This is a genomic window from Thermococcus sp. 5-4 (assembly GCF_002197185.1).
Lineage (GTDB): Archaea > Methanobacteriota_B > Thermococci > Thermococcales > Thermococcaceae > Thermococcus > Thermococcus radiotolerans.
Genome location: NZ_CP021848.1, coordinates 898,465 through 925,340, shown reverse-complemented (window position 1 = coordinate 925,340; position 26,876 = coordinate 898,465). Strand labels below are relative to the sequence as shown.

Genomic DNA, 26,876 nt, shown 5'->3' with positions numbered 1-26,876 from the left:
ATTACAGCGAGGCCGGTACCGGAAGCATCGAGGTGATAACGCAGAAGATCGGGGTCGGTAAACCGGAGGATTATCCTGAATACGTGAATCCCATCAATATCACGTATTCCGGCTCGACGACGCTCACAGACTGGCCCGTGAAGGTCGTTCTCTCCGGCAGTGATGTTGTATGGAGCGTTCTGGATAGCAATCCCAAGAGCCTCTACTTCATGGATCCGGATGGAAACCTGCTCAACTACTGGATAGAGATACTCGATACCACCAACGACTACGCAGTCGTTTGGGTGAACATCCCCAGGATTCCTCCCGGAGGCACCGTGGTCTGGATGTACTATGGTAACGGTGATTACTCCTCCTACAACGACGGGGGCAGGGTTTTCCCGTTCTTTGACGACTTTGAGGGCTACGGCAGCATAACGGACGGTGGGTGGGAGTGGTACAATCCCAACAATCCGGGTGTGCGGATGGGTTCCGATAATTTTGAATACGGCGGCTCCCAGTCTGCGGAGAAGTACCAGTATTTTGACAGGCAGGATGGGGTTCTGAAGGCTCTGGGCTTCACGGTGGACAGGGCCTCCCAGAGTGTTGTCCTTGAATACTGGGACAAGAGGGTGAACGTCACGAGGGGGTCGCTGGATAGGGTTGGGCTGGTGGACGCATCGGGCAACGGATTCGGGGCCGTTCTCGATGTTCCGGGCGATGATATCCGCATAGACACCAGGACCAGCTATCTTGGGACAACCCACGCTAGGGTGAACAACGTGGGTCTCAGCACCGGAACTTGGTATCTGGTGCACCTTGAAATCCTGAGCAATGGAACCGTTAGGCTGCTCGTCTACGATGAGTCGGGATACCTTACGGACAGCCCCCTGGGGAGCACTGAATACGATGATGATGCGAACTTTCTGTTCAATCGCGTGTACATCAAGGGAGGGAGCACCTACCGTGTGGATGCCCTCAGGGTAAGGCCGTACGCCCCGAATGAACCCCAGGCTCAGGTGGATGAGTGGTACTATCATCTCGTGTTTCATCCGCGGCCGTGATCTCTAGGCGGGACTGATTCTCGTTACCACGTTTCCGTGATCCCGCGGGAGTAAGGTTTTAATCCCTACTCGTCCTAGTATGCAGTGATGAAATCCAGAATGCGAATGCTGGCGGTCTCGGTTATCGGCGTCATGCTCTTCGCGGCCATAGGGTTAGCGGTGCCCAGTATCAACGTCAACGTTCAGGGGGTTGGTGGCGGACTGGGTGGCATCTTCAGTCCAGTCGCCAGCGGTTCCGTGTGTATACCCTACGCCATATACGTGCTCACGTTTCCTTTTCCGCAGATTGTACCCCTCAACGTGACCTGGGTCTATCCTGGAAACTTCACCGATGACCTTTACGCCGGCACCAACCTCTCCGTTTCTGTTTACTACTCCTCCGCGCAGATTTCCTCCGGGGGGATAACGCTCAACAGCACCCTCGCGGCGGGCGGATGGACGTCCGTTGAGATATCACCTCCGATAACCGCCTCACAGGTCCTTGGGGGAGAGTTCCATGTGGTTGTTCAGACTCCGGAATACGTGCAGTCCTCATCGGGGCTTATTTCCGTTTTGACCCAGGAGCTGGGCGTAGGACTCCCGAACGGTAACTACAACGATTATGCTTTCTTGGTCAGCACGTCCCCTCTGGCGTTCCTGCTGGTTAGGTGTTACGACGTGACGTTTACACCGCCCGTATTCTCCGGAAGCGGCGTGGCGGTCGTTGCTCCGCTCATCGCGGAGAACGTTCTCTGGGTAGAGAGTTCCATCCCCGTTGGGCATCGGGGGGTTAGAGTTATCCGGCCAGAAAGATGTCACCGTTTGAGGGGCCTGTACGTTCTCTTGATGAATTCACCGTACGTTAAGGAGATCCTTCCGAAGATACTGGAAGAATTGGAAAATGGAAGCTTTAGCTCTCCGTTTGGGACGAATACCACTCCACCGTTTTCTTCAGCCCTTCCTCCAGGCTCCACTCCGGTTCGAAGCCAAGCCCCTTGATCTCGCTTATATCCGCTAGACTGTGCCTTATGTCCCCGGGCCTGGGCCTGTCGAAGAGCACCGAACTGTTGGCGCCGGTTATCTCGATTACCTTCATCGCCAGCTCTAGGATGGTCGTTTGTTTTCCTGTTGCGACGTTGAAAACCTTTCCGCTGCTCCTACGGCTCTCTGCGGCCAGTATGTTCGCCCTAACGACATCCTTCACGTAGATGAAGTCCCTTGTCTGCTTGCCGTCCCCGTAGATGACGAGCGGCTCGTTCTTCAGGGCGCGGTTGATGAATATACTTATGACCCCCGCGTACTGGTTGGCGTTCTGTCTCGGGCCGAAGACGTTGAAGTAGCGCAGCGCGACGGTTGGAACTCCGTAGAGCTCATTGAATACCCGCAGATACTCTTCGGCGGTCGCCTTGGTCACGCCGTACGGTGAGAGCGGTCTCGGCCTCTCGGTCTCCCTCAGGGGCAGGTTTGGGTTGTCTCCGTAGACCGCCGCGGAGGATGCAAAAATCAGCTTTCCCTGTCCTTCCAGAAGGGCTTTCAGAATGTTGAGCGTGCCGATGACGTTGACCTCCTCGGTGAAAATCGGGTCCCTGACGCTCTCGACGACGCTGACTTGAGCAGCTTCGTGGAAAACGTAATCTGCGTGACTTATCAGCTCGGCTATTGATTCGTAGTCCCTTATATCCACCCTCACGAGCTTCGCTCCCGGTGGAACGTTCTCCTCCTTTCCGGTGTAGAGGTTGTCTATTATAACCACATCGTTGTCCTTGACAAGCTCCCAGGCGATGTGGGAGCCTATGAATCCCGCCCCTCCGGTGACGACTATCAGTTTGTTCCTCATCGCTACCCCCACAGGTAGTGTTTGCCACGGGTTTTAACCTTTTGCCGGCCCGCGGTCCAATCTTTTAACAAATTTATGTTAAATTCGAAACCGTTATAAGCCCCCTATTGACTTAAACCTGGGTAAGGAGCCATGCCGAGCTACATCGTTGTTGGTGGTCAGTGGGGAGACGAGGGCAAGGGCTCTGTTATCGCCTACCTTGCCCTGAAGGACGAGCCTGAAATCATAGCTCGCGGTGGAGTTGGAACGAACGCGGGCCACAGCGTTTTTATCAACGGTAAGAAGTACGCGGTCAGGCAGCTTCCGACGGCGTTCATTCAGAGAAAGGCCAGGCTTCTCGTGGGTGCGGGCGTTCTCGTTGACCCGGGAGTGTTCTTCCACGAGCTTGAGCACCTCAAGGACTTCAACGTCGCCGAGAGGGTTGGCATCGACTACCGCTGTTCCATAATTGAGGAGGAGCACAAGAAGCTCGATAGGAGCAACAGCCACCTCCACGACAAGATAGGAACCACCGGAAGCGGTTGCGGGCCGGCGAACGCCGACAGGGTTATGAGACGGGCGAGACTGGCGAGGGATATTCCCGAGCTTGAGCCCTACCTGACGGATGTCGCCGCGGAAGTGAACGACGCCCTGGACGAAGGGAAGCTCGTACTCGTCGAGGGGACGCAGGGCTTCGGCCTGAGCCTCTATTATGGAACCTACCCCTACGTGACCTCGAAGGACACGACCGCTTCTGCCATAGCGAGCGACGTTGGAATAGGCCCGACGAGGGTTGATGACGTCATAGTCGTCTTCAAGAGCTTCCCGACGAGGGTCGGGGCTGGACCGTTCCCGACGGAGATGAGCCAGGAGGAGGCTGAGAAGCTGGGTCTCGTTGAGTACGGGACCGTCACGGGGAGGCGGAGGAGGGTCGGCTGGTTCGACTTCGAGTTCGCCCGCTACTCCGCGAGGCTCAACGGCGCGACGATGATAGCCCTTACGATGCTGGACAAGTATGACAAGGATGCCTTCGGCGTCACGGACTACGACAAACTGCCGAGGAAGGCCAGGGAGTTCGTTGAGGAAATAGAGGAACGCGTCGGCGTTCCAGTTGGGCTCATCAAGACGGGTCCCGAGCTTGAGCACATAATAGACAGAAGAGACGTGGTATAAATTCTTCAAAACTCCCAGTTTTCTTCTTCCTCCAGCCTGACCTCGATGGGATACTCGAGTATTTTCCTAGCCCTGGGTTTCGGTGACCGCAGCTTTACCAGAAACTGCCCGTGTCCCATGACTGCACCCGTGCGACCGAGGGTTCTGAGGATATTGTCCACGTCGAGGTTGCCGTAGGGACAGAATATGACGGTGCTCTCTTCCGGGAGGAGGGGGTATTCAAACCCCTGCATCGAAGAATCGGCTATCCTGACGTTGACTTCGGGGCTTTCGGGGGCGCTCATGGTCATTTCAAATCTGCCCCTTCCTCCTGGTGGCGTGTAGAACCTGCCGATCAGCCTCCCGCCGCGTCCTTCAATCTCCACGTCAACGTGCCCCTCCGTAAGGGCGGCCGTGAGGAGCCTTTTACCGCTGACCACTCCCCTGCTGGTCATGAAGAGTATCACGGTCCTCTCGTAAGGTCCGCTGAGCACCCTTACCGCCGGAAAGCTGGCGAATCCTCTGCCGACTACGGCTGAGAGCTTGAATTCCTCAGGGGGAAATTCTATGGAGGAGGACCTCTCTCTTTTCAGAATCTGGAAATTCCTCGCCGAACGCCTTTTTTCCGGATGGCTGAGAAGGGTTACCCTGCCGTACTCGAACTCAAGCTCGAGGGGGAACGTTAGGCGGTTTCCTTCGGGGGTGCAGTTCCTTGCAAGCGTGGTGGCCTTCCTGGGTCCCTCTTTCATCTTTTTCAGGCAGAACAGCATGAGGCCTATCACGATCAGGGCGAAGATTAGGTACATGGAGATGCCTATGAACGCCTCCCTGGAGGCGCCACCACTCACGAGGGTCAGAAGGATGAGGATAATGACTGAAACGAAGAGAACCAGAAAGGCCGTGATCAGCTGAGTGAGGAATCTGGTCTCATAGACCTCCATCACCACAATCCTCATCGCCATCATCTTCATTCGCTTTGGCGGAATGTTCCACAAGCCAATTCACTATCACCTCGTGGAGTTCATCCGCCCACTCCGGGTCCTCGAATATCTCGTGGTAGGCCCCTTCGAACTCCTTAATCGCCTTGTCCTCAACTGTAAGCGCTTCCAGGAGCCTTCTTGAGCCCTCTGGGGGTGTTATCACGTCCCCCGTACCGACTATGAGAAGCGTTGGAACCTCTATCCTTCCAGCCTCTTTGTGTGCCAGCTCCATGTTCTCGAAGATGCTCCTTCCGAGCTTTGCGGAAATCCTGTCGTGGACGAGTGGGTCTTCGACGTAGCGCTTCACGGCCTCGGGGTTCCGGGATAGCAGTTCGGGCTTCAGTCCGTTGGAGAGCGTTACGCTTGGGGCGATCTTTCCAAGGAACTTCGCAAGGGTCACCATAAAATCCGGCGTTTCCGGGCTCTTGGCGAGGGCGGGTGAGGACGCTATCACTCCCCTTATTCTATCGGATCTGGTTTCGGCGTAGCGGATTACGGTCAGGCCGCCGAGGCTGTGGCCGAAGAGGAAGGGTTTTTCGCCGATTTCATCTATAATGCCGTCTATTATCGCCATCGCCTCTTCAACGCTTGTATGCCCCCTCCTGCCCGGGCTCTTTCCGTGGCCGGGCCAGTCGAAGGTGTAGACGGCAAAGCCGGCATCGTTGAGTTCTCTTATTAATCTCTCGTACCTTCCGCTGTGTTCCCCTAGGCCGTGGACGAGAACCACCCAGCCGAGCCTCGGTTCGCCGAAGCTGACTTTATAGACATCCATAACATCCACCGCCCTAGAAAATGAATGGAAGGGGCATTTAACGTTTTCCCCGGGGGTAAAAAAGGTTCATGAGGAGAACGGGCTCTCCTTGAGCCTCTCGTTGACGAAGCGCACTATCCTTCTGATGTCGTCCTCGATAGTGTCCGGTTCGGGCTTCATTAGGACGTAGAAGACGTTGGTGCTCGGGGTGAGGGAGACGTGCTTTATGTTCTCCGGCTTTGACATGCTCTCAACCAGGTACTGGAGCATCTCGATGTCGCGTCTCTTCTCGTATAGAGCCTCGTACTTCTTGCCCGCGATTTCGATGATTTCCTTCTTTAGGAGTTCTTCGTCCTCTATCGTGGGCCTCATGCGGTAGTAGCCCTTCTGGATGAGGTGGGCTTCGTGCTTTATATCGTTGAACGGCCTCACGACAACGTAGAGCTTGTCGTGCCTGCTGGTGATGAGGGCTATCGGGAAGTAGAGAATGCTCTGCCTGGGGAGAAGCGTAAGGGTGTACTCGAACTTCCTGATGTTCTCCCTGTTCACCTTGTAGTAGGCGCGGAAGCCGATGTAGCCGCCGAGCCAGACGTATTCCTTATCCTCGGGCTTGACGACGTCCTCTATGGAGCGGAGGTAGTGCTGCATTATCCTGAGGTTGAGCTGTCTGCCCTTGAAGAACTGGAGCGATGAAATGGCCGCGAGAACCATCACCGCAAGGATAAATCCGGACGTTATCTCCATGATTAGACCTCCTCAATCGGATAGTATCGTTGCAACGTCATGTCATCAACTATCTCAAAGTATCCCAGCTTATCCTCTAAAACCTTTACCATGTCTCGGATTATCTTCGCTTGGAGGGGCCAGTTGACGGCCATGGAAAATGGGGTCGAGGGGGTGCTCCTGGCGAAGGCGACGTATATCGTCGTCATCTCCTCCTCAACGACCACCTTGGTCACGAGGCCCTCGCTGACTATGTCCATCTCGGTGAATGGATTCTTCACGTTCCTGAGCAGCTCAAGTACCTCCTCAGCCCTCAATAATCAGACCTCCGAGCATCTCCAGCCATTCCATGCCCCTCGGTTCCTCGGCGAACATGGGTATCTTGATGACCTCTATGCCCTTGAACTTCTTTCCTATCTCCGCGAGGACCTTCTCCTGGGCTTCGAGCTTGACCTTCAGCTCGGGAATGTCCTCCTTCAGCGTTATGACCTTGTTGACGACTATCAGGTTGAACGGTACCTTGAACTTCTTCAGGCTCTCGTGTGCCCTCTCGGTCTCGTATAGCGGGAGCATTTCGGGGTTCATAACCGCTATGACGCTCGTCTTCTCCGGGTCGGTGAGGACCTTCTCGACGAACTCGACTTCCTTCCTGTACGCCTTGAGCTCCTTCATGACCGCGTCTTCCTCCTCGTCCTTTGGCAGTGTGAATTCCTCGCCGTCAACGACGAACTTCTGCTCCCCCTGTATCTTCGCTATGGCGCGCCTCCTGTCGAGTATCTTGCGCCTTATCTCGATCAGCTTGTCGGCCCAGATGAGCGAAATCCTGGGCAGGGCCAGGACGCGGAGTGTGAGTCCCGTCGGCGGCGTGTCGAAGACTATGACGTCCCATTCATCTCCCTCGGCCAGTATTTCCCTCACTGCCTCCAGTGTCGCGTACTCCTCTATGCCCGGCGAGAAGCTGAGCACCTCGAAGTACTTCTCGAGGTTTATGACGGTCAGGTAGCGGTACATGTGCTTCAGGTTCTTCTCGAGGTGCTTGAGGTAGTCCCTGATGAGCTTCTCCATGTCCAGCTCGCTGGCGTAGAGGTTATCGGAGAGCTTCTTCGGCTTGTCATTGAGCTTGACCATGAAGACGTCACCGAGGTTGTGTGCCGGGTCGAGTGAGACTATGAGCGTCTTGTAGCCTTTCTTTGACAGTGCCACGGCCAGGGCGGCGCTCGTGGTGGTTTTTCCAACCCCGCCTTTACCTATGACGAACACGGTTCTGAAGCCTTTCTTCGGAAGGAGGAACTCCCTCATGCTCTCACCTCAGTCTATATCGAACATGCCTGCCACTTCGGCGAAGACGTCGTCCAGGTCAACGGCCCTCTGGTGCATCACCTTGATCTCCCTCACCATGTGGGGCATGAGCCGTATGACCAGCGTCGTCGGTGGGGAGGGTATCCCAACGAAGGCCCCCATCAGCACGAGGGCGAAGACGTTCTCAAGCTCCCTCAGCTCGAACTCGATGTACTCAGTGGACTGGTGCTTGAACGACTCCATGAATCCCCTGAGAAAATGCTTCACGGGTTCCAATGTTTTCACCTCCAAAAGCGAAAGGAAAGAAGGAAAGGGTTCAAGCAGCTGCGTACTCCGCTGCCGGCCTCTTCCAGGCTGCGTACCAGTCGAAGACCAGGAGCAGGTTGAGGAGCAGGCCGACGACGGTGATGAGGCTGACCCAGAACCCTGGCCTGATGACGACTAGGAACCAGACCAGCGCGGCCGTGACGGTGATCCACAGGAACAGTGCCGGAATGACGACAGCCCACTTCCAGGCTCCTGCCGGTCTCTGAACCTTGGCAACCCACAGCGAGGCCGTCATCATTGCGATGCTTGCGAGCATCTGGTTCATGCCGCTGAAGGCCGGCCAGATGATGAGCCAGCTGCCGCCCCAGGCCATGTAGATACCGAAGGCGACGAGGATTATTGAGGCTATCCACTTGTTCTTGAGCATCTCTGGTCCGTGGACCATCTCCATGATCTCCTGCCAGGCGAACCTTCCGAGCCTCGTCGCGGTGTCGAGGGTCGTCAGGGCGAAGGCAGAGACCCAGAGGCTGGCGAAGACCGCTCCCGTCTTGAACGGTATTCCGAAGGCGTCCTGTAGACCGTAGGCGTAGCTCTTGGCGAAGATTCCGACCTTTATTCCGTGCTTGACGACCTGGATGGCGTACTGCTGTCCCCAGTTGTTGTAGTCAACGGGGATGTTCATGCTCTGGAAGACCTGGAGACCGTAGATGGCTATCGAGGCTATGACGATGGTTGAAAGGAAGCCCTCGGTGAACATGCCGCCGTAGCCGACCATCAGGCCGTGGAGCTCGTTGTCGAGCTGCTTGCTCGTCGTTCCTGAACCGACGATGGAGTGGAATCCGCTCAGCGCTCCACAGGCGATAACCAACGGTATCGTTGGCCAGAACGGTGACGGCTGCCCGCCGACGACGTTGGCCGACCAGGTGGTGAAGGCTGGAGCCGTGAAGGTTCCGCCGCCCTTGACGCCGACGACTATGAAGGCCAGGCCACCGAGTATGAGGCCGAACCAGAGGATGTAGGCGTTGAGGTAGTCCCTGGGCTGGAGCAGTATCCACACCGGAAGCGATGAGGCGACTATGATGTAGAGTCCGAGGACTATGTACCAGGTCTGCTTGCTTGCCTCAATCGGGAACTTGAATCCGAGCCACACTGCGATGACGAGGAGCACCAGGCCGATTATTGTTCCGAGCTTGAAGTCTATCTGCACCTTGTAGAGCAGCCATCCGAGTATCACGGCGACACCGAGGAAGAGCAGCGATGCCGTTGCCGCCTCCGGGGTTCCGACGAATATTCCGCCGATGACTGCCGCGAATGCCGCGATGACGAGCACGAGCGCGAACCAGACGTAGAGCTCGAAGGCCATGCTCGTCCTCCTGCTCATGAGCTTTCCTGCTATCCACTGGACGGACTTACCATCGTAGCGAACCGATGACATCAGTGCGAGATAGTCGTGGACGGCACCAATGAAGACGTTGCCGAACCAGACCCACATGAGTCCCGGCAGCCATCCCCATGCCATTGCCACGGCTGGACCTACTATCGGCCCTGCACCGGCTATTGAAGCGAAGTGGTGTCCGTAGAGAACCATCGGGTGCGCTGGAACGTAGTCAACGCCGTCGTAGAGCTTGTGGGCGGGTGTTGGTCTGTTGGGGTCGGCCCTGACGACCTTGCTCTGAAGGCTTCTACCGTAGGTCATATACAGTCCAACGTATATCGCCGCTGCTATCAGGATTATTACAGCGGAGTTCATAGTTGCACCCCCGTGCGGGTTTTCGGCCTAATGTAGATTTGTGTCCATATAAATGCTTTTCGGCAAAAGGCTGAAATTTTTTCGTTTTTAAACTGAACGTTTAAAACTCCGTTGCGCTCCAGCGAGAAGACTTTTTGTGCAGGGAGTTGAAAGAAAGAAGGGTGGAGAAGGTCTTTTCACTCCAGCTCCATCAGTGTTTGTCCGGTGTCGACGGTGTCGCCTTCTTTTACGAGGATTTTCTTCACTACGCCATCCTTTGGTGCTGGAATCTCATTCTCCATTTTCATTGCTTCGAGGATTAAGAGTCCTTGGCCGGTTTTGACTTCATCGCCTTCCTTGACGAGGATTCTTAGAATCTTGCCCGGCATTGGGGCGGTGACTGCACCCTCCCCGGCTGGGGCGGGAGTTGGCGTCGCTGGAGCAACCGGAGCTGGGGCGGCAACAGGTGCGGGCGCAGGCGAAGGAACAGCAGCTGTTTTTGGAGGGCTGGGCGGGACCGAAGTCCCGGCTATCTGGGGCAGGTACCTGAGGGCGCTCAGGTCGACGCCCTCAACGCCGACCTCGAATTCGACGCCGTTAACGTAGAGCTTGAACCTCTGAACCGCCGGCGGTATCTCGGGCTTTCTCCTGCCCTCCTTCCTTGCCCTGAAGAACTCCAGCGCCACCTGCGGGAAGAGGCAGTAGGTCAGAACGTCCTCCTCCTTCTCCAGGTAGCCCAGTTCCTCGAGCTCCTTTCTGCATTTCTCCAGCGCGGGTTCGAGCAGCTCCCCGGGTCTTACGGTTATGGGCTCCTCATCCCCAAGGACCTTTGCCCGCAACTCGGGGTTTATCTCCCCCGGCGGCCTTCCGTAGAGTCCCTTGATGTAGTTCTTGACCTCCTCTGTTATCCTCTCGTATCTTCCAAAGAGGACGTTGAGAACCGCCTGCGTTCCGACTATCTGGCTGGTGGGCGTCACCAGCGGCGGCCATCCAAGGTCCTCCCTGACGCGCGGAATCTCCTCCAGAACCTCCTGGAGCCGGTCGAGGGCCTTCATTTCCTTCAGCTGGCTTATGAGGTTGGAGTACATCCCGCCCGGAACCTGGTACTTCAGAACGTAGGGGTTCACCATGAGGGCCTCCTTGTGCAGCATCCCCGAGTACTTCTCATCGAGGAGCCGCTTGAGGTAGCGTGAGACCTCGTGGATGAGCTCCCTGTCGAGGTGGCTCCCGACGGCCTCAGGTAGGGCGTGCCAGATGGTCTGTATTCCCGGCTGGGCGGTTCCGAAGGCGAGCGGGCTTATGGCAGTGTCTATGTAGTCCGCCCCAGCCTCGACGGCCTTGAGGTACGTTGCGACGGCCATTCCGGTTGTGGAGTGAGTGTGAACGTTGACTGGGACGCCGTAGCGCTCCTTTATCTCGCTCACCAGCTCGTAGGCCTTCCAGGGTGTCAGCAGGGCCGCCATGTCTTTGATCGTGATGACATCAACGTCCAGCGCGAGCAGCTCTTCCACTTTCTTCATGTAGTACTCGAGCGTGAACACTTTGCCCGTCGTGTAGGCTATCGCACCCTGAACCTCCGCCCCGACTTCCTTCGCCTTCCTTATCGCCACCTCCATGTTCCTGACGTCGTTGAGGGCGTCGAAGACGCGGAAGATGTCTATTCCGTTCCTGTGAGCCAGCTCGACGAAGCTTTCAACCACGTCGTCGGGGTAGTGGCGGTAGCCGACAACGTTCTGCCCGCGCAGGAGCATCTGGAGTTTGGTTTTGGTGATGTTCTCCCTCAGGAGCCTCAGTCTCTCCCAGGGGTCCTCGCGGAGGTAGCGGATGCAGACGTCGAACGTTGCTCCTCCCCAGACCTCCATCGAGTAGAAGCCGATTCTATCCATCTTCTCAGCTATTGCCAGCATGTCGTCCGTCGTGAGTCGCGTCGCTATGAGGGACTGGTGAGCGTCGCGGAAGGTCGTGTCAATTATCTCAACGCGCGTCATTCTCTCACCTCCATTTCGGGGCTAATTCATGACATTTAAAAGCCTAACGACGTTCTGTGGGCAAGAATTCGACAATCGTCTATGGAAGGGGTAAAGGGAGAAAAACGCAGGGTCAGAGAAGCCCCTCCGCCTTTGCCGCCTCCTCCGGCTCCTCATTGCGGTGTATGACCCTTATGAGGGCCTTTATGAGGGGCTCCGGGTTCTCGCGCTGGAAGATGTTCCTCCCCACGACGGCTCCGGCTCCGCCAGCCTCAACGACATCGTAGACCACCTCCAGGAAGTCAACAGGGTTTTCGGCCTTTGCCCCGCCGCTCAGGAGAACCGGAACGCCGGCGGCGGCATCAACGACCTTGGCGAAGGTCTCCCTCGAGCCGGTCCAGTAGGTCTTTATCATGTCCGCGCCGCTCTCGACCGCGGCCCTGGCACCGTACATGACGACGCGGTAGTCCTCCTTTTTCCCGTACTTCTCGTTTATGTACGGCCCGCGCGGGTAGGCGAACTGTACAACCGGGAAGCCAAGGTCGTGGGCGTAGCTCGCTATTTCAGCGAACTGGCGCATCATAACGTCTTCCTGCGGGCTGCCCCAGTAGACGGTCGCGGCTATGGCATCGGCGCCGAGCTTTATTGCGTCCTCGACGTAGCCGAGCTGGCTCTGGAGGAGCTGGTCGTCCTTCGGGCGGAGGTTCGTCTTGCTGGTGAGCTTTATCATCAAACCCCTGTCGGGCTTCACGTCGTTCCCGGCTATTCTCGCTAGACCGGGGAGCATCATAACGCCGTCAATTCCGGCCCTCATAACTTTCCTCATGATTATCCTAGGGTTGACGTGCTCCCAGTACTCCTCAAAGTCCGTCGGCCCGTGTTCGAAGCCGTGATCCATGGCGAAGATGAGCGCCCGTCCGTCCCTTCGGAAAAACCTTCCGAGGCGCCTCTTAATGCCAACGTTCTGGTATGCGTCCATACTAATCACCGGGAGTGATATATGATTTGGAGGATTTAAGGTTTTCCTTGACGGAAAGGTGTTTAAGGCTGAGGTCGAGTTTTTGGTGGTGGTTCGATGGATGAGGGCATGGAAGCCACGATAGGCACCAAAGTCATCAAGCTTGATGAGACGGATTCCACGAACGAGTACGCGAAGGGGATAGCCCCGGAGGTTCCGGAGGGCACGGTCGTCATCGCGAAGAGGCAAACTGCTGGGAAAGGTAGAAAGGGCCGCTTCTGGGCTTCCCCGGAGGGCGGCCTCTGGATGAGCGTCATTCTGAAGCCCCAGAAGGTGGACCCCAGACTTGTCTTCGTCGGAGCCTTGGCCGTCGCGGATACGCTCTCTGATTTTGGCCTCGCCCCGGGGATAAAGTGGCCGAACGACGTCTGGGTTGCGGGCAAGAAAATAGCCGGCATTCTGACGGAGGGGAAGGCGGGCGAGTACACGGTTCTGGGAATCGGGCTGAACGTTAACAACCCCATTCCCCCGGAGCTTCGGAGGGATGCGATTTCCATGATGGAACTGATCGGAACCCCGTTGCCCCTGGATAGGGTTCTTGAGAGGCTGCTGTTCCATCTAAACGCCTGGTACAGAATTTTCAAGGAATGTCCGGATATAATGATGGCCAAAGTTCGCGAGAGGACCTTCATCCTCGGGAGAACCGTGAGGATTGTTGAGGATGATAATGTCCTAATAGGTCGTGCAGTGGACGTTTTAGATGATGGATCTCTCCTGCTCGACATTGACGGACAGTTAAGGAGAATTTTATACGGAGATGTTTCGTTAAGAATTCCCTGATTTTTCTGACGTTTTGACACATATTTGCCCGGAAAGTTAATATACTTACAGCCTGTAGCCTTATACTGCTGTCGTTCGAAATCCGGAGGAGGTGCTCCAAATGGGGCTCCTGAGGAAGTATCTGGACTACCCTGTTCTGTGGAAGATACTGTGGGGTTTAATTCTCGGTGCAGTTTTTGGTTTGATAATGGGCTATCTAGGCTACGCAGAGTTCGTCAAGACCTACATCAAGCCACTGGGTGACCTCTTTGTCCGCCTGTTGAAGATGTTAGTGATGCCGATAGTTCTGGCATCGCTTGTCGTCGGTGCCGCCAGTATCAGTCCAGCAAGGCTCGGAAGGGTCGGTGTGAAGATAGTGGTCTATTACCTCCTCACGTCAGCCTTCGCAGTGTTCTTCGGCCTGCTGATGGGCAACCTCTTCAGGGTCGGAACGGGCATAAGCCTGGGAACCGGCGAAGGAAAGGCAATCGAGGCGCAGCCGCCCTCCCTCGTAAAGACCCTCCTCAACATAGTGCCCACGAACCCCTTCGCCTCCCTGTCCAACGGTGACGTTCTGCCGGTGATATTCTTCGCCATAATCCTGGGCATAGCCCTGACGTACCTCATAAACAAGGAGGACGAGAGGCTCAAGAATGCGGGAACGACGCTCCTCAGGGCCTTTGATGGCCTGGCCGAGGCAATGTACATCATAGTCGCCGGTGTCATGCAGTACGCGCCGATAGGTGTCTTCGCCCTCATAGCCTACGTCATGGCCTCCCAGGGACTCAAGGTCGTCGGTCCGCTCGCCAAGGTCGTTGTCGCGGTTTACATCGGCCTCGCGGTGCAGATACTGCTGGTGTACTTCGTCCTGCTCAAGATATTCGGCATCGACCCGGTCAAGTTCCTCAAGAAGGCCAAGGACGCCATGCTCACGGCATTCGTTACGAGGAGTTCCAGCGGAACCCTGCCGGTTACGATGCGCGTCGCCGAGGAGGCAATGGGCATTGACAGGGGAATATTCTCCTTCACCCTTCCGCTGGGGGCAACGATAAACATGGATGGAACGGCACTCTACCAGGGTGTCACGGTCCTCTTCGTTGCCAACGCCATCGGCCATCCGCTAACGCCGAGCCAGCAGCTCATCGTTGTTCTAACCGCCGTTCTGGCCTCGATTGGAACCGCCGGTGTTCCTGGAGCCGGAGCGATAATGCTAGCCATGGTCCTCCAGAGCGTTGGCCTCGACCTCACCGCGGGAAGCCCGGTTGCCCTGGCATACGCCATGATACTGGGCATTGACGCCATCCTCGACATGGGTAGGACGATGGTCAACGTCACCGGCGATCTGACGGGAACGACCATAGTGGCCAAGACGGAGGGAGAGATAGACTTCTCCAAGTGGGAGCAGTAATTTTTGATTCTTTCTGCTCTTTTCTTGCCTTTTGCCAGGTTTTTCTTTCCCTACTTCTGGGATAAAGTTAAATACTCCGATGCGGCGCTAGTTACCAGTACAGATGGAATGGAGGTAGTGTGTAATGAAGAGATTGCTTGCGGTGCTTTTCGCCGCGATTCTCCTGACACCTCTCATCGGCCCGAGCCTGGGCCTTGCGGAGGATTTTCAACCGAAAACGTACAAGCAGAACTTCGTTTTTACAATAGTGGTTATGCCCAACGGGAACGCCAACATAACCATGAAGACCGTCTGGCTTGAACCGAAGGACGAGATTCAGAAGCAGATAGAGCAGATTCTCAACGAGACCCAGAACGGCAACATGACCCTCGAGGAGGCCATAGCGAAGTTCGAGGAGGAGCAGCTCCAGCGTTACATCCAGAGCCTGAGCCAGTCCGGCATGAACCTCACCAACGAGAGCATAAAATCCTACGGCATCGAGGAGGGCAACAACATAACCCTCGTCTTCAACGCCATAGCCCTCAACTTCTCCAAGTACTACTCCTATGGCGACTACTGGGAGGTTCACCTCGACCCGACCCGGGGCTACGCGACGATAAACGTCCCCGACACGGGCCTCCCGTTCGCGGTCGACATAAACAACACTTTCATCATAAAGCTCCCCGAGAACGCAACCCTGATTGCGTACCCGAAGGCCTTCGCCCAGCAGTACAACACGAGCAAGTTCTTCGTAACCTCGCAGGTCGAGGGTGACACCGTGATAGTGAAGTCGTACATTTACCTCGAGCCCTTCCTGCCCCCTGATGGCTACAACGCGCTCTTCGGCAGCTACAAGGACTACTACATCCGCTACAAGGCGCCCTACAAGGGTGAAGAGCACTACCAGAGCAGCGTCATGAACGAGTACGTCACCCTGGACATATACAACAACGGGAGCGTCAGGCTCCACATGAGGGACGAGTACGTGGAGCCCAAGTCGGAGGTCGAGGCCAGAAAGGCCGAGATAATCTCCTACGGCGTCGAGAACGTTACGGAGTACATCCTCAGAACCTACTCGATAGCGCTCGGCTACAGGGGCGCCATCGTTGACGACGGCAAGGTCAAGATACTCGGTCTCAACGAGACCGACTCGCCGCTGATAATAGACGCCGAGTACATGCTCAGAAACTTCACGACCTTCGAGAACGGCTCCTACGTCTATCAGTTCGACCCGACGCTCGGTCTCAGCAACGGGCTCACCGACAGGCTGGAGTACGAGGTTAACCACACGCTCTACCTCACGATAAACCTCCCCGACGGTGGGAAGTTCCTCGAGGTGCCGAACAACATAAGCGAGGAGCTCAACGGCAACCGGCTGGTAATGACCGTCGTGAAGGAGGGCAACAGCCTGAAGATAACCTCCCACGTCTTCCTCCGCTACGGTGCCACGGCAGAGGACGTCACCAAGATGCTCTCCAACCACACGACGGCGACGATAAGGTACACGATTCCGGGCGAGAAGAGCGGGGGTCTGACCGGAACCCAGCAGATGGCGGCTGTGGTAATCGCGGTTCTCCTCATAGCCTTCGCTGTGTTCTTCTGGAAGAGGCGCTGAGTCTTTCCTCTTTTTCGATATTCATTTAAATGTCAAAGCCCAACACTTCTGAGGTGGTAAAGGTGACGCGCAAGCTCTACTACGAGGATGCATACCTTAGGGAGGCGAAGGCTAGGGTTCTTGAAGTCAAGGAGAACGCCCTTCTCCTCGACCAGACGGTATTCTACCCTACCGGTGGGGGCCAGCCCCACGACAAAGGCTGGATAAACGGCGTTGAGGTTCTGGACGTCTACAAGGACGAGGAAGGAAACGTCTGGCACGTGGTAGCCGAGCCAGAGAAGTTCAAGCCCGGCGATGAGGTCGAGCTTAAACTCGACTGGGATTACCGCTACAAGCTCATGAGGATCCACAGCGCGATGCACCTCCTGGAGCACGTGCTGAACGAGGTTCTCCCCGGCGAGTGGGAGCTCTACGGCAGCGGCATGAGCGTCCAGAAGGGCCGCTACGACATAACCTACCCTGAGAACGTGAACCAGTGGAAGGAGCAAATAGTCGAGCTCTTCAACAGGCTCGTCGACGAAGGCGGCGAGATGAAGATATGGTGGGAAGGGGAAACCAGATACACCCAGATAAGGAACTTCGAGGTAATTCCATGCGGCGGAACCCATGTGAGGGACATAAAGGAGATAGGCCACCTGAAGAAGTTCAAGCGCTCCAGCCTCGGAAAAGGAAAGCAGAGGCTTGAGATTTGGCTGGAGGACTGAGGATCAAACGCAGTCTTCTATCTTGGTCTCCATTTCTTTTCCGTACTCGGCAACGTTCGGGGATTTTATGACTCTAATGACGATGGCGTTCTCCTCGAACCTGACGCTGAAGACCCTGCTGGCGTGCTCCCTGAACTCTTTGAGGGTTCTCTCGCTGAAAAGCTCCGTGTTGATGAAGTAGACCGTCGTCCTTCCCTCGTCGCCAAGGTACGGCCTGATCATGTAGCCGAACAGGGACTCCAGGTCTCTTCGGTCCTCTTCGTGCATCGCCAGAACCTTGTCGAAGCCGAGCACGATCCTGATGGTGTAGTCCGCGTTCACCTTCCTCAGGGCTTCCTCGTAGTGCTTCTTCCTTATCGGGAACTCCTTGCTGAGGTCAACCCTGCCGAGGACTTTTCCGGTCTTGAGCAGTCCACCTATTTTTATGACGTTGGCGGTGTCTATGAGTTCGGTGTCAACACCGGCCAGCTTGAGTTGCGTCCTGAAGACGTGGAGCTGGTCCAGTTCGTCCACTATTATAACGGGAACCCCGTTCTCCCGCAGGCATCCCAGGAATAGGTGGAAGAGTATATGAACAGGTTCCCCTGAGGTGTATTCGATTAGAACGTCCTCTCCCGGCTTTATACTCCTGAAGTATTCAACCAGCGGCTCATCACCAGCGCTCGTCATGGCCATCCCCGTTTTAAAAGAAGGATGGTTCAATGTAAAAAGGTTTTGTTGAGTTGCCAGCTGGGGGATTGCTCTGTTCTTTCTCTACTTCTCAAACACGTAGAAGTACCTCTCCAGGCTCTTGTGCACGCGCTGGTAGTACTTTCCTACCAGTTTGAAGCCTACCCTTTCAGCCTCCGCCTCCCCATCAAAGCTCGCCGGAAAGGCTATCGTCAGCCTGCCGCCATCATTAAGAACCCCGTAGATGCTCTCCAGCACCTTCTCGTACAGCTCGTCCCTCTTTCTTCCCGCGAGCGTCGCTGAGGTTCCGTAGGGCGGGTCTGTGGCCACGGCCTCGAACTTCTTCCCCGGAAACAGCTCCTCCAGCTTTGTCGCATCGCCGAGCTTGAGCTCGTAGTCCCTTATCCCGTAGTGCCTGAGGTTCATCTCGGCCCCCTCAACCATCTCCGGCCGTATGTCCACCCCGTAGACCTTCAGGCCGAGAAGGCCCGCCTCCATGAGGATTCCGCCGGCGCCCATCATGGGGTCCAGGATTTCCCGGGTGGCCTTCGTAAGGTTCACGAGCGCGCGTGAAACCCTCGGGTGGAGAGAAATCGGCCTGAAAAACGGCCTGTGGTGGGCTTTTCTGCTCTCGAAGTCCTTGGGGTCGAAGAATCTGAGTCGTATCCCGGCGTAGAGCTTCTCGCCGCAGTAAACCCGGACGAGCGTGTCCGGCTTCGAGAGGTTCACCCTGAAACCCTTGGCGTGAATAACCGCGCCGAGCTTCCTGGGGAGGTCGAGAACATCGTGTCTGCAGTTGGCCATGGTCTCGGTGTCGACCTTAAAGGTCCCTTTAATCGGCCAGTCCACATCTTTGGCCTTCTGGAGGAGCTCCTCTATGGAGTTCGCCTCCACTAGCAGCATCCCGTACTCGTGGGCTAGGCCGAGGCGGTTTAAGTATGGGAACGCCCCCTCATCGGCGTCTATCTTGAGGAAGAGGTAATCCTGGCCGGCTATCCTTCCACCGGCCAGCTCCAGCATGGCCTTTGCCTCATCCCTCGCCATCTCAGGCAGGTTTCCAAGTATCTCGAGGTAGAGCATGGTTGGAGCTTTTCGGGGAGGTTTTTAAGTTTGTTCCCCGGTCAGCAGTTCCACCAGGAACTCGTTAACGTCCCCCACGTCTCGCCCCACCATGACGAAGTTGAACTCCTTTCCGTATCTCCTCCGGTAATTCTCGATGAAAATGCCGTCGTTGATTGTATCGCCGACATAGATTCCAGGTTCGCCCCTTACGAGCTCCCATAACGCCCTGGGGTCCGGCTTGAGGTAGGCCTCCCTCGTGACGGCGTTTTCGAATTTGAACCCGATTATCCTCTCCGCGAGCTCCATCTCGAGGACGCTCCTCCCGGTAACGACCCCAATCTTGAAGCGCTCGGACGCTTCCTCCAGCAGTTTTCTCCTGACGATGGGCGTCTCCCTTTTCCACAGCCCCGGGAAGTCAAAGAGCCTCTCCGGATACTCCCTTCCCAGGTAGAACGTGTTGAAGACCTTCTCTATGCTCCCCCCGTAGACCTGAAAGCCAAACTTCTCGCGAACCCACTCTATGGTTTCCCCCTCCGGAAACTCCTCGATGAGGCCGTCAACGTTTCCTGCGAGGGCGAAGAGTATCAGCGCCTCGCTGACCTTGAAATCATCGCCGAAGGAGCCCTTTCTCCTGAGCTCCCTGACCCACTCGGGCTTTATCTCCCTCTCGATTCCAAAGAGCCTGAGGAAGTACTCCGCGGTGAGCTTCGTGGCGGTGTCGTAGCTCTCCCGCACGTCTATGAGCACGCCGTCAACGTCGAATACTATCCACATCCCTTTACCTCCAAGAATTCTCTGAGGGCCTCTATCAGCTCCCTGTTCTCCCACTTCCTCCCCACGGTCACCCTGATGTGACCATCGAGCCTTCCCGATAGCTTTCTTACGACTATGCCCTTCTCCAATAGGAACTCGTAGGCGTTCAGCCGCATCAGGAGGAAGTTCGCGTCGCTCGGATAGGTGAACTCCCGGAAGGCCTTCCTTATCCGTTCCCTCTCCTCGATTATCTTCGCCACGCGCCTCTCCACAAGCTCGTGATGCCTGAGCACGACCTTCACCGCCGCCATCGTCATGACTCCAACGCTGAACGGTGACTTCACCCGGTAGAGAGCATCCACGATCTCCTCATTCGCCAGGAGGTAGCCCGTTCTGACACCTGCCAGGCTGAACGCCTTGGAAAAAGTCCTCAGCACGATGAGGTTGGGGTAATCCTCTATGAGCCTCCAGAGGCTCTTCCCCGCGAATTCGGCGTAGGCCTCGTCGAGAACGACGGGTCTTCCGGTTTCCAGGACTTTGATTATTTCCGCCTCTGGCTGAAGGTTGCCGGTCGGGTTGTTTGGCGAGGCTATGAAAATCACCCTCGCGTTTTTGGACCTCTCCGCTATGGCGTCGCCGTCTATCGTGAAATCCTCCAGGAGGGGCACTTCAACCACTGGAATTCCGTTCAGCTTCGCGTAGAAGTTGTACATGCCAAAGGAAGGTGGCGTCGTGACTACCTGCTCCCCCTCGAAGAGCCAGACCAGGTAGCTTATCAGCTCGTCCCCTCCGTTTCCAACGGCAACGTTCTCCGGGGACAGGCCGTAGAAGTCGGCTATGGCCTCCCTGACCGGCATCGAAGTTATGTGCGGATAGCGGTTGAAGCTCAGGTCCTTGAGCTCCTCAAAGATTTCCTCCTTCACCCACCCGGGCAGATCGTAGGGATTCTCGTTCTTATCGAGCCATATCCGATAGTTCCCCTCCACAACTTTATACGGCTGGAACGACTTCACAAACTCCCTAATCATCCCCTCCGCCTCCTCAGCTCGGCCATAACTTCGCCGAGGGTAACGTCATTGTAAACCAACAAAACGAGCAGGTGGTAGAGCATGTCGGCCGTTTCGTAGATTAAACCCTCTCTAGTTTCAGCAACGAGAACTTCTATTGCTTCCTCGCCAAACTTCTTGTATATCCTTTCCCGGCCTTCACGGAACAGCCTTGAGGTGTACGAGCCCTCGACGGGCTTCTTCTTCCTCGTCCTTATCAGCTCCTCAAGCTCCCGAAGGATGGTCAGCGAGTAGTCCATCGGCAGAACCCTCTCCGGCTCGCCCAGCTTCCTGTAGAAACAGGAGTAGTTCCCCGTGTGGCAGGCTGGGCCCTTCTGCTCGACGATGAAGAGCAGCGCGTCGCTGTCGCAGTCTATCCTAACCTCCCTCACCCTCTGAACGTTCCCGCTCACCTCTCCCTTCATCCTCACCCTTCTCCCGGAGCGGGAGTAGTAGTGGGCGTAGCCGGTTTGGAGGGTCCGCTTCAGGGCTTCCCTGTCAATGTAGGCGAGCGTCAGCACCTCACCCTTCGTGTCCTGGACGATAACGGGAACGATTCCGCCGTTCTTTTCCCAGTCAACCTTCTCGATGAGTTCCTCCATGCTATCACCTCAGTAGTCCAGCCTGACGGGGATTCCTCTCTCGGCCAGGAATCCCTTCAGCTCGCCGACGGTGTATTCGCCATAGTGGAAGATTGAAGCCGCCAGCGCTGCCTCCGCTCCGGCTTTGAAGGCCTCGTAGAAGTGTTCCGGCTCCCCCGCTCCCCCCGAGGCTATGACCGGTATATCCACAGCCTCCGCAATGGTCCTCGTCAAAGGTATGTCGAAACCCTCCTTCGTTCCATCGGTGTCCATGCTCGTGAGCAGTATCTCGCCGGCGCCGAGTTCTTCCACCCTTTTCGCCCACTCAACGGCATCAATCCCCCTCGCCTTCCTTCCCCCGTGGGTGTAGACCTCCCAGAAGGAGCCGTTCCACTTGGCGTCTATCGCCACGACGAGGTTGGCCGTTCCCACGAGCTCAGCTATCTCCCTCACCAGCTCCGGCCTCTCAACGGCGGCGGTGTTGATGAAAACCTTGTCGGCACCGCGCTTGATTATCTCTCTCGCCTCCTCAACGGTCCTCACCCCTCCCCCGACCGTGAAGGGGACGTATATCTCCCCGGCTATTCTCTCGACGAGCTCCAGCAGGATCCCCCGCTTTTCATAGGATGCCGTTATGTCGAGGAAGACTATCTCGTCTATCCCCTCCAGCTCGTACCTCTTGGCGAGCTCGATCGGGTCGCCCGCATCGCGAATGTTCCTGAACCTAATCCCCTTGACGACGCGGCCCGCTTTGATGTCCAGCGCCGCTATTATCCTTTTGGCAAGCATTTCGCCACCTCCAGCAGTTCCTCAAGGGCCACGTGGCCTTCATACAGGGCCTTCCCGACTATGGCCCCAGAAAAGCCCGCTTTCGAGAGCTTTCTAAGGTCGGCAGCACTCGAAACTCCCCCCGCGTAGATGAACTCCTCGCTTCCCCAGAAGTGCTCTATCTCATCTATACCCGTAAGCGTGCCGTCCCTCTCAACGGATGTGTAAACGAACCTGTCCACGTAGTTCCTCAGCAATTTGTAGGCCTCTTTGACTTCCATCCCGCTCTCAAGCCAGCCTCTCAGGGCCACCCTCCCATCCTTCGCGTCGAGGCTCGCTGTTATGCCCTCGAACTCGGAGGTAACCTTTTCAAGAAACTCCAAGTCAAAGGCCTTGGTTCCGATTATCACGTTTTCCACACCGATTTCGTAGGCCCTCGCAACGGCCCCGTAGGTTCTGAAGCCGCCCCCAAGCTGGATCCTGAGGCCGGTCTCCTCGATGATCCTCGCGACCACGCCGAGGTTCCTTGGGAAACCCTCGAAGGCACCGTCGAGGTCAACGATGTGGATTTTGTCAACCAGCTCTGCAAAACGCTCCGCTATCTTCACCGGATCGCCGTAGACCTTAACGCTGTCCCTCCTGCCCTTGTAGAGCCTTACAGCCTTCCCGCCCATGAGGTCAATGGCAGGATAAACCTCCATTTCAGAGCCCCCTGAAGTTTCTCATAACGGCCAGCCCGTTCCTCCCGCTCTTCTCAGGGTGGAACTGCACAGCGTAGACGTTCTCCCTGCAGACCGCTGATGTGAAGACTATCTTCCACCCCTTTGATTCGTAGTCGGTAACGCCAGCGACAACATCCTCTTCCGGAACTGCGTAGTAGGAGTGGACGAAGTAGAAGTACGCCCCATCCTTGATTCCCTCGAAGAGTTTGCAGTCTCCCCTCTTCCAAAGCTGGTTCCAGCCGATGTGCGGGGTTCTGACGCCCTGGAACCTGACCACCTCTCCCCTGAAAACCCCAAGGCCGGGCTTTCCGGGGCTCTCCTCGCTTCCATCAAAGAGGAGCTGAAGACCGAGGCATATCCCGAGGAAGGGCTTTCCGTCGTTTATCGCGTCGAGTATGATCCCCCTCAGCGGTTCGAGCCTCTCCATGACCGCCCCGAAGTTGCCGACGCCGGGAAGGACGAGCTTCTCTGCTTTTTCAATCTCGTAGGGGTCGCTCGTGACGACTCCTCCCAAAGCTTTCCTCACGTTGGCGAGGTTTCCTATTCCGAGGTCGACTATCGCTATCACCATCACACCTCCAGCAGGCCCTTCGTGCTCTCCAGCTTCTCGCTCTCCCCGATGGCCTTGCCGAGGGCCACGCCGAGCCCCTTGAAGACCGCCTCAATAACGTGGTGCGCGTTAGCCCCGCTCAGCGTTTTCACGTGGATCGTTGCCTTCAGCGAACGCGCCAGCCCCCAGAGGAACTCCCTCACTAAGGCCTTCTCGAAGCTTTCTTCACCCTCCTCAAAGGAGAGCTCAACGCTCGCGTAGGGCCTTCCTGAAATATCAACCACCACCAGCACGAGCGCATCGTCCATCGGCATCACCGCGTTCCCGAAGCGGGCGAACTTCTCCGGGAGCTTGGAGCGCAGCTCCTCGCCGAGGGTTATCCCGACGTCCTCCCACAGGTGGTGTCTGAGGTCGTAGCTGGCCCTAACCTTCGCCTCCCGGCCCATGTAGAAAAAGAGGGCCGTGAGGAGGTGGTCGAGGACTTTGTCGCCAGTCGATATCCCTCCGGCCGCGTCGAGCTCCACGGTTACGTCCGTCTCCCTCGTTTTCCTGTTCATTTCCTCACCTCCATGCTCCTCCTGTGGAAGGCCATCCCCTCTATCTCGGCCAGCCTCAGTCCAAGCTCCCTCTCGGCGAGGAACTCCTCCCTGCTCACCTGGGCGATGCTTATCGGCTTGAGGAAGTCCCTAACCGTCAGAACACCGCTGAATCTCGCCGCTCCCCCCGTCGGCAGGACGTGGTTGACGCCGAGGAAGTAATCTGCTGCCGGAACGGGCGTGTACGGGCCGAGATAGATTGCACCGGCGTTCTCGATCAGGTCAACGAGCTCCATCGGCCGGGCGGTGATTATCTCGAGGTGCTCCGGCGCGATCTCGTTGGCCTTCTCGGCGCAGTCCTCAAGACTTTCGCATAGTATGGCCTCTATTCCCTCGCGCGAGCAGTATTCGGCAAGTTCCTTTGAAGTGGTCAAAAGCCATGCCCTGCTGTCCTCCCCATGCTCAAGCTGGCTGAGGAGGTCCGCTAAGACGTATTCCTTCTCCGCCGTCTCGTCCGCTATCACCGCTATCTCCGACGGCCCGGCGAGGCTGTCTATCCCAACGACGCCGAAGACCTGCCTTTTGGCCTCATTGACGAACTTGTTTCCGGGGCCGAATATCTTGTCCACCTTCTTCATGCCGACGCCGTACGCCATCGCCCCTATGGCCTGAACGCCGCCCAGCTTGTAGACCTCATCGATGCCGAGTAGCTTGGCCACGTAGAGCACGTAGGGGTTCACCTTACCGTCTTTCGGCGGAATCGCTACTGCTATCTCCTTAACTCCCGCTATCTTCGCCGGCACCGCCACCATCATCAGCGTTGATGGCAGAGGCTTCCCGCCGGGGACGTAGATTCCTATCCTCCTTATCGGGCGGTATATCAGCCCGTATAGGGAGCCTTTTTTGAGGAACAGCCTCTCCTTCTCCATCTGCCTCTCGTGGTACTCCCACAGGCGCTCGATAGTGCGGAGGATTATCTCGCGGTCTCTCTCGGGAATCGCTTCCAGCGCCTCGTTGAACTCCTCATCAGTTACACGAAAAGGACCATCATACCCATCGAACTTGAGGGAATACTCCCTGACGGCCTCGATTCCCCTCTCCCTGATGTCCCTCAGCATTCCGGCAACGTAGCCCTCAAGGTCAAAACCCATCCCTAATCACCTCCTTTATCGCAAAGACGAGACCGTTTATCTCCTCGAACTTCGTTTTCTGGGCTATCCTGTTCACGAGGAGCAGGGCAGAGACGTCCATCACCTTCTCCACCTCGACCAGACCGTTGGCGCGGAGTGTGTTCCCGGTCTCTACGATATCCACTATCGCGTCGGCTATCCCTATCTTCGGCGCCAGCTCGATGCTCCCGTGGAGCTTCAGGATTTCCACCTCAACGTCAAGCCCCTCAAAGAAGCGCCTCGTTATCCTCGGGTACTTGGTCGCTATCCTGTAGCCGTCCATATCCTCGGGCTCGACAGTGTCCTCAGCGGGCATGGCCAGGCTCAGCCGGCACTTTCCGAATGGAAGCTCAAGGGGTATGAGAACGTCGCTCCCGCGCTCCTCAACCACATCGCTCCCGGAGATTCCGACGTCGATTCCGTACTCGACGTAAACCGGAACGTCGAACGCCCTCGCCAGAAGGACCTCGTAGTTACCCACACTCTCGATGAGCCTCCGCTCGGCCGGAACCCTCAGCTCGATTCCAGCCTTTTTCAGGACTTCCAGAGAACCCTGGAGAAGCCGCCCCTTGGGGAGAACGAACCTTACTGGAGAGCCGTTGGAACGCTTCATTCACTCCACCTCCACAGGGATGCCCATCCTCACGAGCCTCTTGGCCTCAGCAAAGACCTCCCCCGGTTTCCCGCTCAGCTTCTTCCGGTTCCTGTCTCCTTTTTTCTTGAAGAGCTTCGAGAGTGCCCCCATATCGAAGGCAAAGCCGAAGGCCGCTTTCCCCTTGAACGTGTACTCCCCGCCACCGCCGAGGGGCTTCCCGAGTTCCGGCGAGTAAACCTCGAAGAGTACGTCGCGGTAGTAGGGCAGCGGCCTGACGGTGCCGAAGTCAATGAACAACCTCTCGTCGTTGACGGCCTCGACTATTCTGTCCAGCTTCCGGTAGCCGCTCTCCTTCCCCCAGAAGTTGAAGAGCTCCCAGAGCTCCTCCTTCTTCTCCCCGCTTATCGGGAGGCGCTCGATTATCTCAAAATTCCTCCTCACGAGTGCCCTGTAGACCTCCCCTCTGAACTCTGCTATTTCTTCAGTGGCCTCCTCCCAGACCCTCAGACTTCCGACGTCTACGTAGAACTCATCTATCCCAAGGGCTTCGAGAGCGGTTACGGCGGTTAGGATGACCTCGGCGGCCATCTTAGTAACGTCCCCACCGATGTATTCCACCCCTGCCTGCCACTGCCCCCTGACGCCCCCGTCAAGAACCTCGCTGATGTAGTAGAGCTTGAGCCTCCCGGGGGGCTCCTTGATGTTCTCCAGTATCTGAGACGTTATGTCGGGTTTTATAACGTAGAATCCGTTGTTGTAGGCGAATCTTGTACCCTTCCTCAGATTCTCGCTGTATTCCTCAATGGCGGGCAGGAAAATCTCGCGGTAGCCCCACAGTTCGAAGGTTCTCCGCAGGTACCTGCCAACCTCTGACAGCTTCTCTGACTCCACTAGCAATCCCTTCCTCATGCTAACCCCTCCAGATTCGCTCTCAAAACAGCCCTCACCGGGGTCTCAACAAAGGCATCAGAACAGACGATGATGACAGTAACCCACCGGAAGGGGCACTACATCGGTGCTCGACAGGACAATCTTTCGAATTTCTTTCGGATTCTCTGCGCTCATTCTTGCCACCTCCACCGATGCCCGCTTCTGGTTGAACGTTTAAAACGTTATTCGAAGATTTTCTGTCTAAATTCATTATAATTGCCTTTTAGTTGACGTATGTTCAAGCAACATGACTGGATATGGCTGATATATGCCGAAATGATAACGTTGACCTTCCGCAACGTTAAT

Annotated in this window: 29 protein-coding genes; 7 read left to right on the top strand and 22 right to left on the bottom strand. The window is 56.5% G+C overall.

Annotated features, from left to right (window positions below):
* The first annotated feature begins 32 nt into the window (after positions 1 to 32).
* Both CDI07_RS05155 and CDI07_RS10110 read left to right on the top strand, forming a co-directional pair.
* Positions 33 to 1,043 carry a DUF2341 domain-containing protein gene (locus tag CDI07_RS05155; RefSeq protein WP_168169238.1) on the top strand — a complete coding sequence of 337 codons (1,011 nt, stop codon included), beginning with the start codon at positions 33 to 35 and terminating at the stop codon, positions 1,041 to 1,043.
* 87 nt (positions 1,044 to 1,130) lie between these two features.
* Positions 1,131 to 2,021 carry a hypothetical protein gene (locus CDI07_RS10110; RefSeq protein ID WP_145954978.1) on the top strand — a complete coding sequence of 297 codons (891 nt, stop codon included), beginning with the start codon at positions 1,131 to 1,133 and terminating at the stop codon, positions 2,019 to 2,021.
* Here the strand turns inward: CDI07_RS10110 and CDI07_RS05150 are convergent.
* A complete protein-coding gene (locus CDI07_RS05150) occupies positions 1,933 to 2,859 on the bottom strand; it encodes an SDR family oxidoreductase (protein WP_088180588.1) in 927 nt (308 codons plus the stop codon). The two genes, CDI07_RS10110 and CDI07_RS05150, sit on opposite strands and share 89 nt — an antisense overlap.
* Positions 2,860 to 2,991: 132 nt before the next feature.
* On the opposite strand from CDI07_RS05150, the gene CDI07_RS05145 reads away from it, so the two are divergent.
* The gene (locus CDI07_RS05145; RefSeq protein WP_088180587.1) at positions 2,992 to 4,011 is read left to right on the top strand and encodes an adenylosuccinate synthetase; all 1,020 of its coding nucleotides are present in this window, start codon (positions 2,992 to 2,994) and stop codon (positions 4,009 to 4,011) included.
* A 5-nt stretch (positions 4,012 to 4,016) separates the two neighbouring features.
* Here the strand turns inward: CDI07_RS05145 and CDI07_RS05140 are convergent, their stop codons facing one another.
* From CDI07_RS05140 to fba, 9 genes are all read right to left on the bottom strand, one after another.
* Positions 4,017 to 4,946 (bottom strand): hypothetical protein, encoded by a 930-nt coding sequence (locus CDI07_RS05140; RefSeq protein ID WP_088180586.1) that lies wholly within the window; start codon positions 4,944 to 4,946, stop codon positions 4,017 to 4,019.
* A complete protein-coding gene (locus CDI07_RS05135; RefSeq protein ID WP_088180585.1) occupies positions 4,918 to 5,742 on the bottom strand; it encodes an alpha/beta hydrolase in 825 nt (274 codons plus the stop codon). The genes CDI07_RS05140 and CDI07_RS05135 overlap by 29 nt, the downstream gene beginning before the upstream one ends.
* A gap of 66 nt (positions 5,743 to 5,808) precedes the next feature.
* On the bottom strand, positions 5,809 to 6,465 hold the full coding sequence (locus CDI07_RS05130) for a hypothetical protein (RefSeq protein WP_088180584.1): 657 nt from the start codon (positions 6,463 to 6,465) through the stop codon (positions 5,809 to 5,811).
* A 2-nt stretch (positions 6,466 to 6,467) separates the two neighbouring features.
* Positions 6,468 to 6,761, bottom strand: coding sequence for an iron-sulfur cluster assembly protein (locus tag CDI07_RS05125; RefSeq protein WP_088180583.1), 294 nt, complete (start codon positions 6,759 to 6,761; stop codon positions 6,468 to 6,470).
* Positions 6,751 to 7,743, bottom strand: coding sequence for an ArsA family ATPase (locus tag CDI07_RS05120; RefSeq protein ID WP_088180582.1), 993 nt, complete (start codon positions 7,741 to 7,743; stop codon positions 6,751 to 6,753). The genes CDI07_RS05125 and CDI07_RS05120 overlap by 11 nt, the downstream gene beginning before the upstream one ends.
* A 9-nt stretch (positions 7,744 to 7,752) precedes the next feature.
* On the bottom strand, positions 7,753 to 7,986 hold the full coding sequence (locus CDI07_RS05115; protein ID WP_088181550.1) for a hypothetical protein: 234 nt from the start codon (positions 7,984 to 7,986) through the stop codon (positions 7,753 to 7,755).
* 73 nt (positions 7,987 to 8,059) lie between these two features.
* Complete coding sequence (locus tag CDI07_RS05110; RefSeq protein ID WP_088180581.1) at positions 8,060 to 9,760, bottom strand: carbon starvation protein A; 1,701 nt, start codon at positions 9,758 to 9,760, stop codon at positions 8,060 to 8,062.
* Positions 9,761 to 9,936: 176 nt separating this feature from the next.
* Complete coding sequence (locus tag CDI07_RS05105) at positions 9,937 to 11,727, bottom strand: pyruvate/oxaloacetate carboxyltransferase (protein ID WP_088180580.1); 1,791 nt, start codon at positions 11,725 to 11,727, stop codon at positions 9,937 to 9,939.
* A 112-nt stretch (positions 11,728 to 11,839) separates the two neighbouring features.
* Positions 11,840 to 12,685, bottom strand: a complete 846-nt coding sequence (fba, locus tag CDI07_RS05100; RefSeq protein WP_088180579.1) for a class I fructose-bisphosphate aldolase — start codon at positions 12,683 to 12,685, stop codon at positions 11,840 to 11,842.
* Positions 12,686 to 12,781: 96 nt separating this feature from the next.
* On the opposite strand from fba, the gene CDI07_RS05095 reads away from it, so the two are divergent.
* From CDI07_RS05095 to CDI07_RS05080, 4 genes are all read left to right on the top strand, one after another.
* Complete coding sequence (locus CDI07_RS05095) at positions 12,782 to 13,504, top strand: biotin--[acetyl-CoA-carboxylase] ligase (RefSeq protein ID WP_226996619.1); 723 nt, start codon at positions 12,782 to 12,784, stop codon at positions 13,502 to 13,504.
* Positions 13,505 to 13,604: 100 nt separating this feature from the next.
* Positions 13,605 to 14,891, top strand: a complete 1,287-nt coding sequence (locus CDI07_RS05090; RefSeq protein WP_088180578.1) for a dicarboxylate/amino acid:cation symporter — start codon at positions 13,605 to 13,607, stop codon at positions 14,889 to 14,891.
* Between the two features lie 124 nt (positions 14,892 to 15,015).
* A complete protein-coding gene (locus CDI07_RS05085) occupies positions 15,016 to 16,485 on the top strand; it encodes a hypothetical protein (RefSeq protein WP_088180577.1) in 1,470 nt (489 codons plus the stop codon).
* A gap of 62 nt (positions 16,486 to 16,547) precedes the next feature.
* Entirely contained in the window at positions 16,548 to 17,189 is a 642-nt protein-coding gene (locus CDI07_RS05080; RefSeq protein ID WP_088180576.1) for an alanyl-tRNA editing protein, read from the top strand.
* A gap of 3 nt (positions 17,190 to 17,192) precedes the next feature.
* On the opposite strand, the gene CDI07_RS05075 is transcribed toward CDI07_RS05080, so the two are convergent.
* The 12 genes from CDI07_RS05075 to CDI07_RS05020 form a co-directional block, all read right to left on the bottom strand.
* Entirely contained in the window at positions 17,193 to 17,864 is a 672-nt protein-coding gene (locus tag CDI07_RS05075; RefSeq protein WP_226996618.1) for a DUF257 family protein, read from the bottom strand.
* A 78-nt stretch (positions 17,865 to 17,942) separates the two neighbouring features.
* Positions 17,943 to 18,938 (bottom strand): TIGR01177 family methyltransferase, encoded by a 996-nt coding sequence (locus tag CDI07_RS05070; protein ID WP_088180574.1) that lies wholly within the window; start codon positions 18,936 to 18,938, stop codon positions 17,943 to 17,945.
* Positions 18,939 to 18,962: 24 nt separating this feature from the next.
* A complete protein-coding gene (locus CDI07_RS05065; protein ID WP_088180573.1) occupies positions 18,963 to 19,694 on the bottom strand; it encodes an HAD family hydrolase in 732 nt (243 codons plus the stop codon).
* Positions 19,685 to 20,701, bottom strand: a complete 1,017-nt coding sequence (gene hisC / locus CDI07_RS05060; RefSeq protein WP_088180572.1) for a histidinol-phosphate transaminase — start codon at positions 20,699 to 20,701, stop codon at positions 19,685 to 19,687. Before hisC ends, CDI07_RS05065 begins: the two co-directional genes overlap by 10 nt.
* Complete coding sequence (hisIE, locus tag CDI07_RS05055; protein WP_088180571.1) at positions 20,698 to 21,321, bottom strand: bifunctional phosphoribosyl-AMP cyclohydrolase/phosphoribosyl-ATP diphosphatase HisIE; 624 nt, start codon at positions 21,319 to 21,321, stop codon at positions 20,698 to 20,700. The genes hisC and hisIE overlap by 4 nt, the downstream gene beginning before the upstream one ends.
* Positions 21,322 to 21,330: 9 nt before the next feature.
* Positions 21,331 to 22,089, bottom strand: coding sequence for an imidazole glycerol phosphate synthase subunit HisF (gene hisF, locus CDI07_RS05050; RefSeq protein ID WP_088180570.1), 759 nt, complete (start codon positions 22,087 to 22,089; stop codon positions 21,331 to 21,333).
* Positions 22,071 to 22,769, bottom strand: coding sequence for a 1-(5-phosphoribosyl)-5-((5-phosphoribosylamino)methylideneamino)imidazole-4-carboxamide isomerase (gene hisA / locus CDI07_RS05045; protein WP_088180569.1), 699 nt, complete (start codon positions 22,767 to 22,769; stop codon positions 22,071 to 22,073). Before hisA ends, hisF begins: the two co-directional genes overlap by 19 nt.
* Position 22,770: 1 nt before the next feature.
* The gene (gene hisH / locus CDI07_RS05040; RefSeq protein ID WP_394335167.1) at positions 22,771 to 23,361 is read right to left on the bottom strand and encodes an imidazole glycerol phosphate synthase subunit HisH; all 591 of its coding nucleotides are present in this window, start codon (positions 23,359 to 23,361) and stop codon (positions 22,771 to 22,773) included.
* Positions 23,361 to 23,897, bottom strand: a complete 537-nt coding sequence (gene hisB, locus CDI07_RS05035) for an imidazoleglycerol-phosphate dehydratase HisB (RefSeq protein WP_088180567.1) — start codon at positions 23,895 to 23,897, stop codon at positions 23,361 to 23,363. The genes hisH and hisB overlap by 1 nt, the downstream gene beginning before the upstream one ends.
* Entirely contained in the window at positions 23,894 to 25,027 is a 1,134-nt protein-coding gene (gene hisD, locus CDI07_RS05030) for a histidinol dehydrogenase (protein WP_088180566.1), read from the bottom strand. The genes hisB and hisD overlap by 4 nt, the downstream gene beginning before the upstream one ends.
* Complete coding sequence (gene hisG, locus CDI07_RS05025) at positions 25,017 to 25,658, bottom strand: ATP phosphoribosyltransferase (RefSeq protein ID WP_088180565.1); 642 nt, start codon at positions 25,656 to 25,658, stop codon at positions 25,017 to 25,019. Before hisG ends, hisD begins: the two co-directional genes overlap by 11 nt.
* Positions 25,659 to 26,549 (bottom strand): ATP phosphoribosyltransferase regulatory subunit, encoded by an 891-nt coding sequence (locus CDI07_RS05020; RefSeq protein ID WP_088180564.1) that lies wholly within the window; start codon positions 26,547 to 26,549, stop codon positions 25,659 to 25,661.
* Between the last annotated feature and the right edge of the window lie 327 nt (positions 26,550 to 26,876).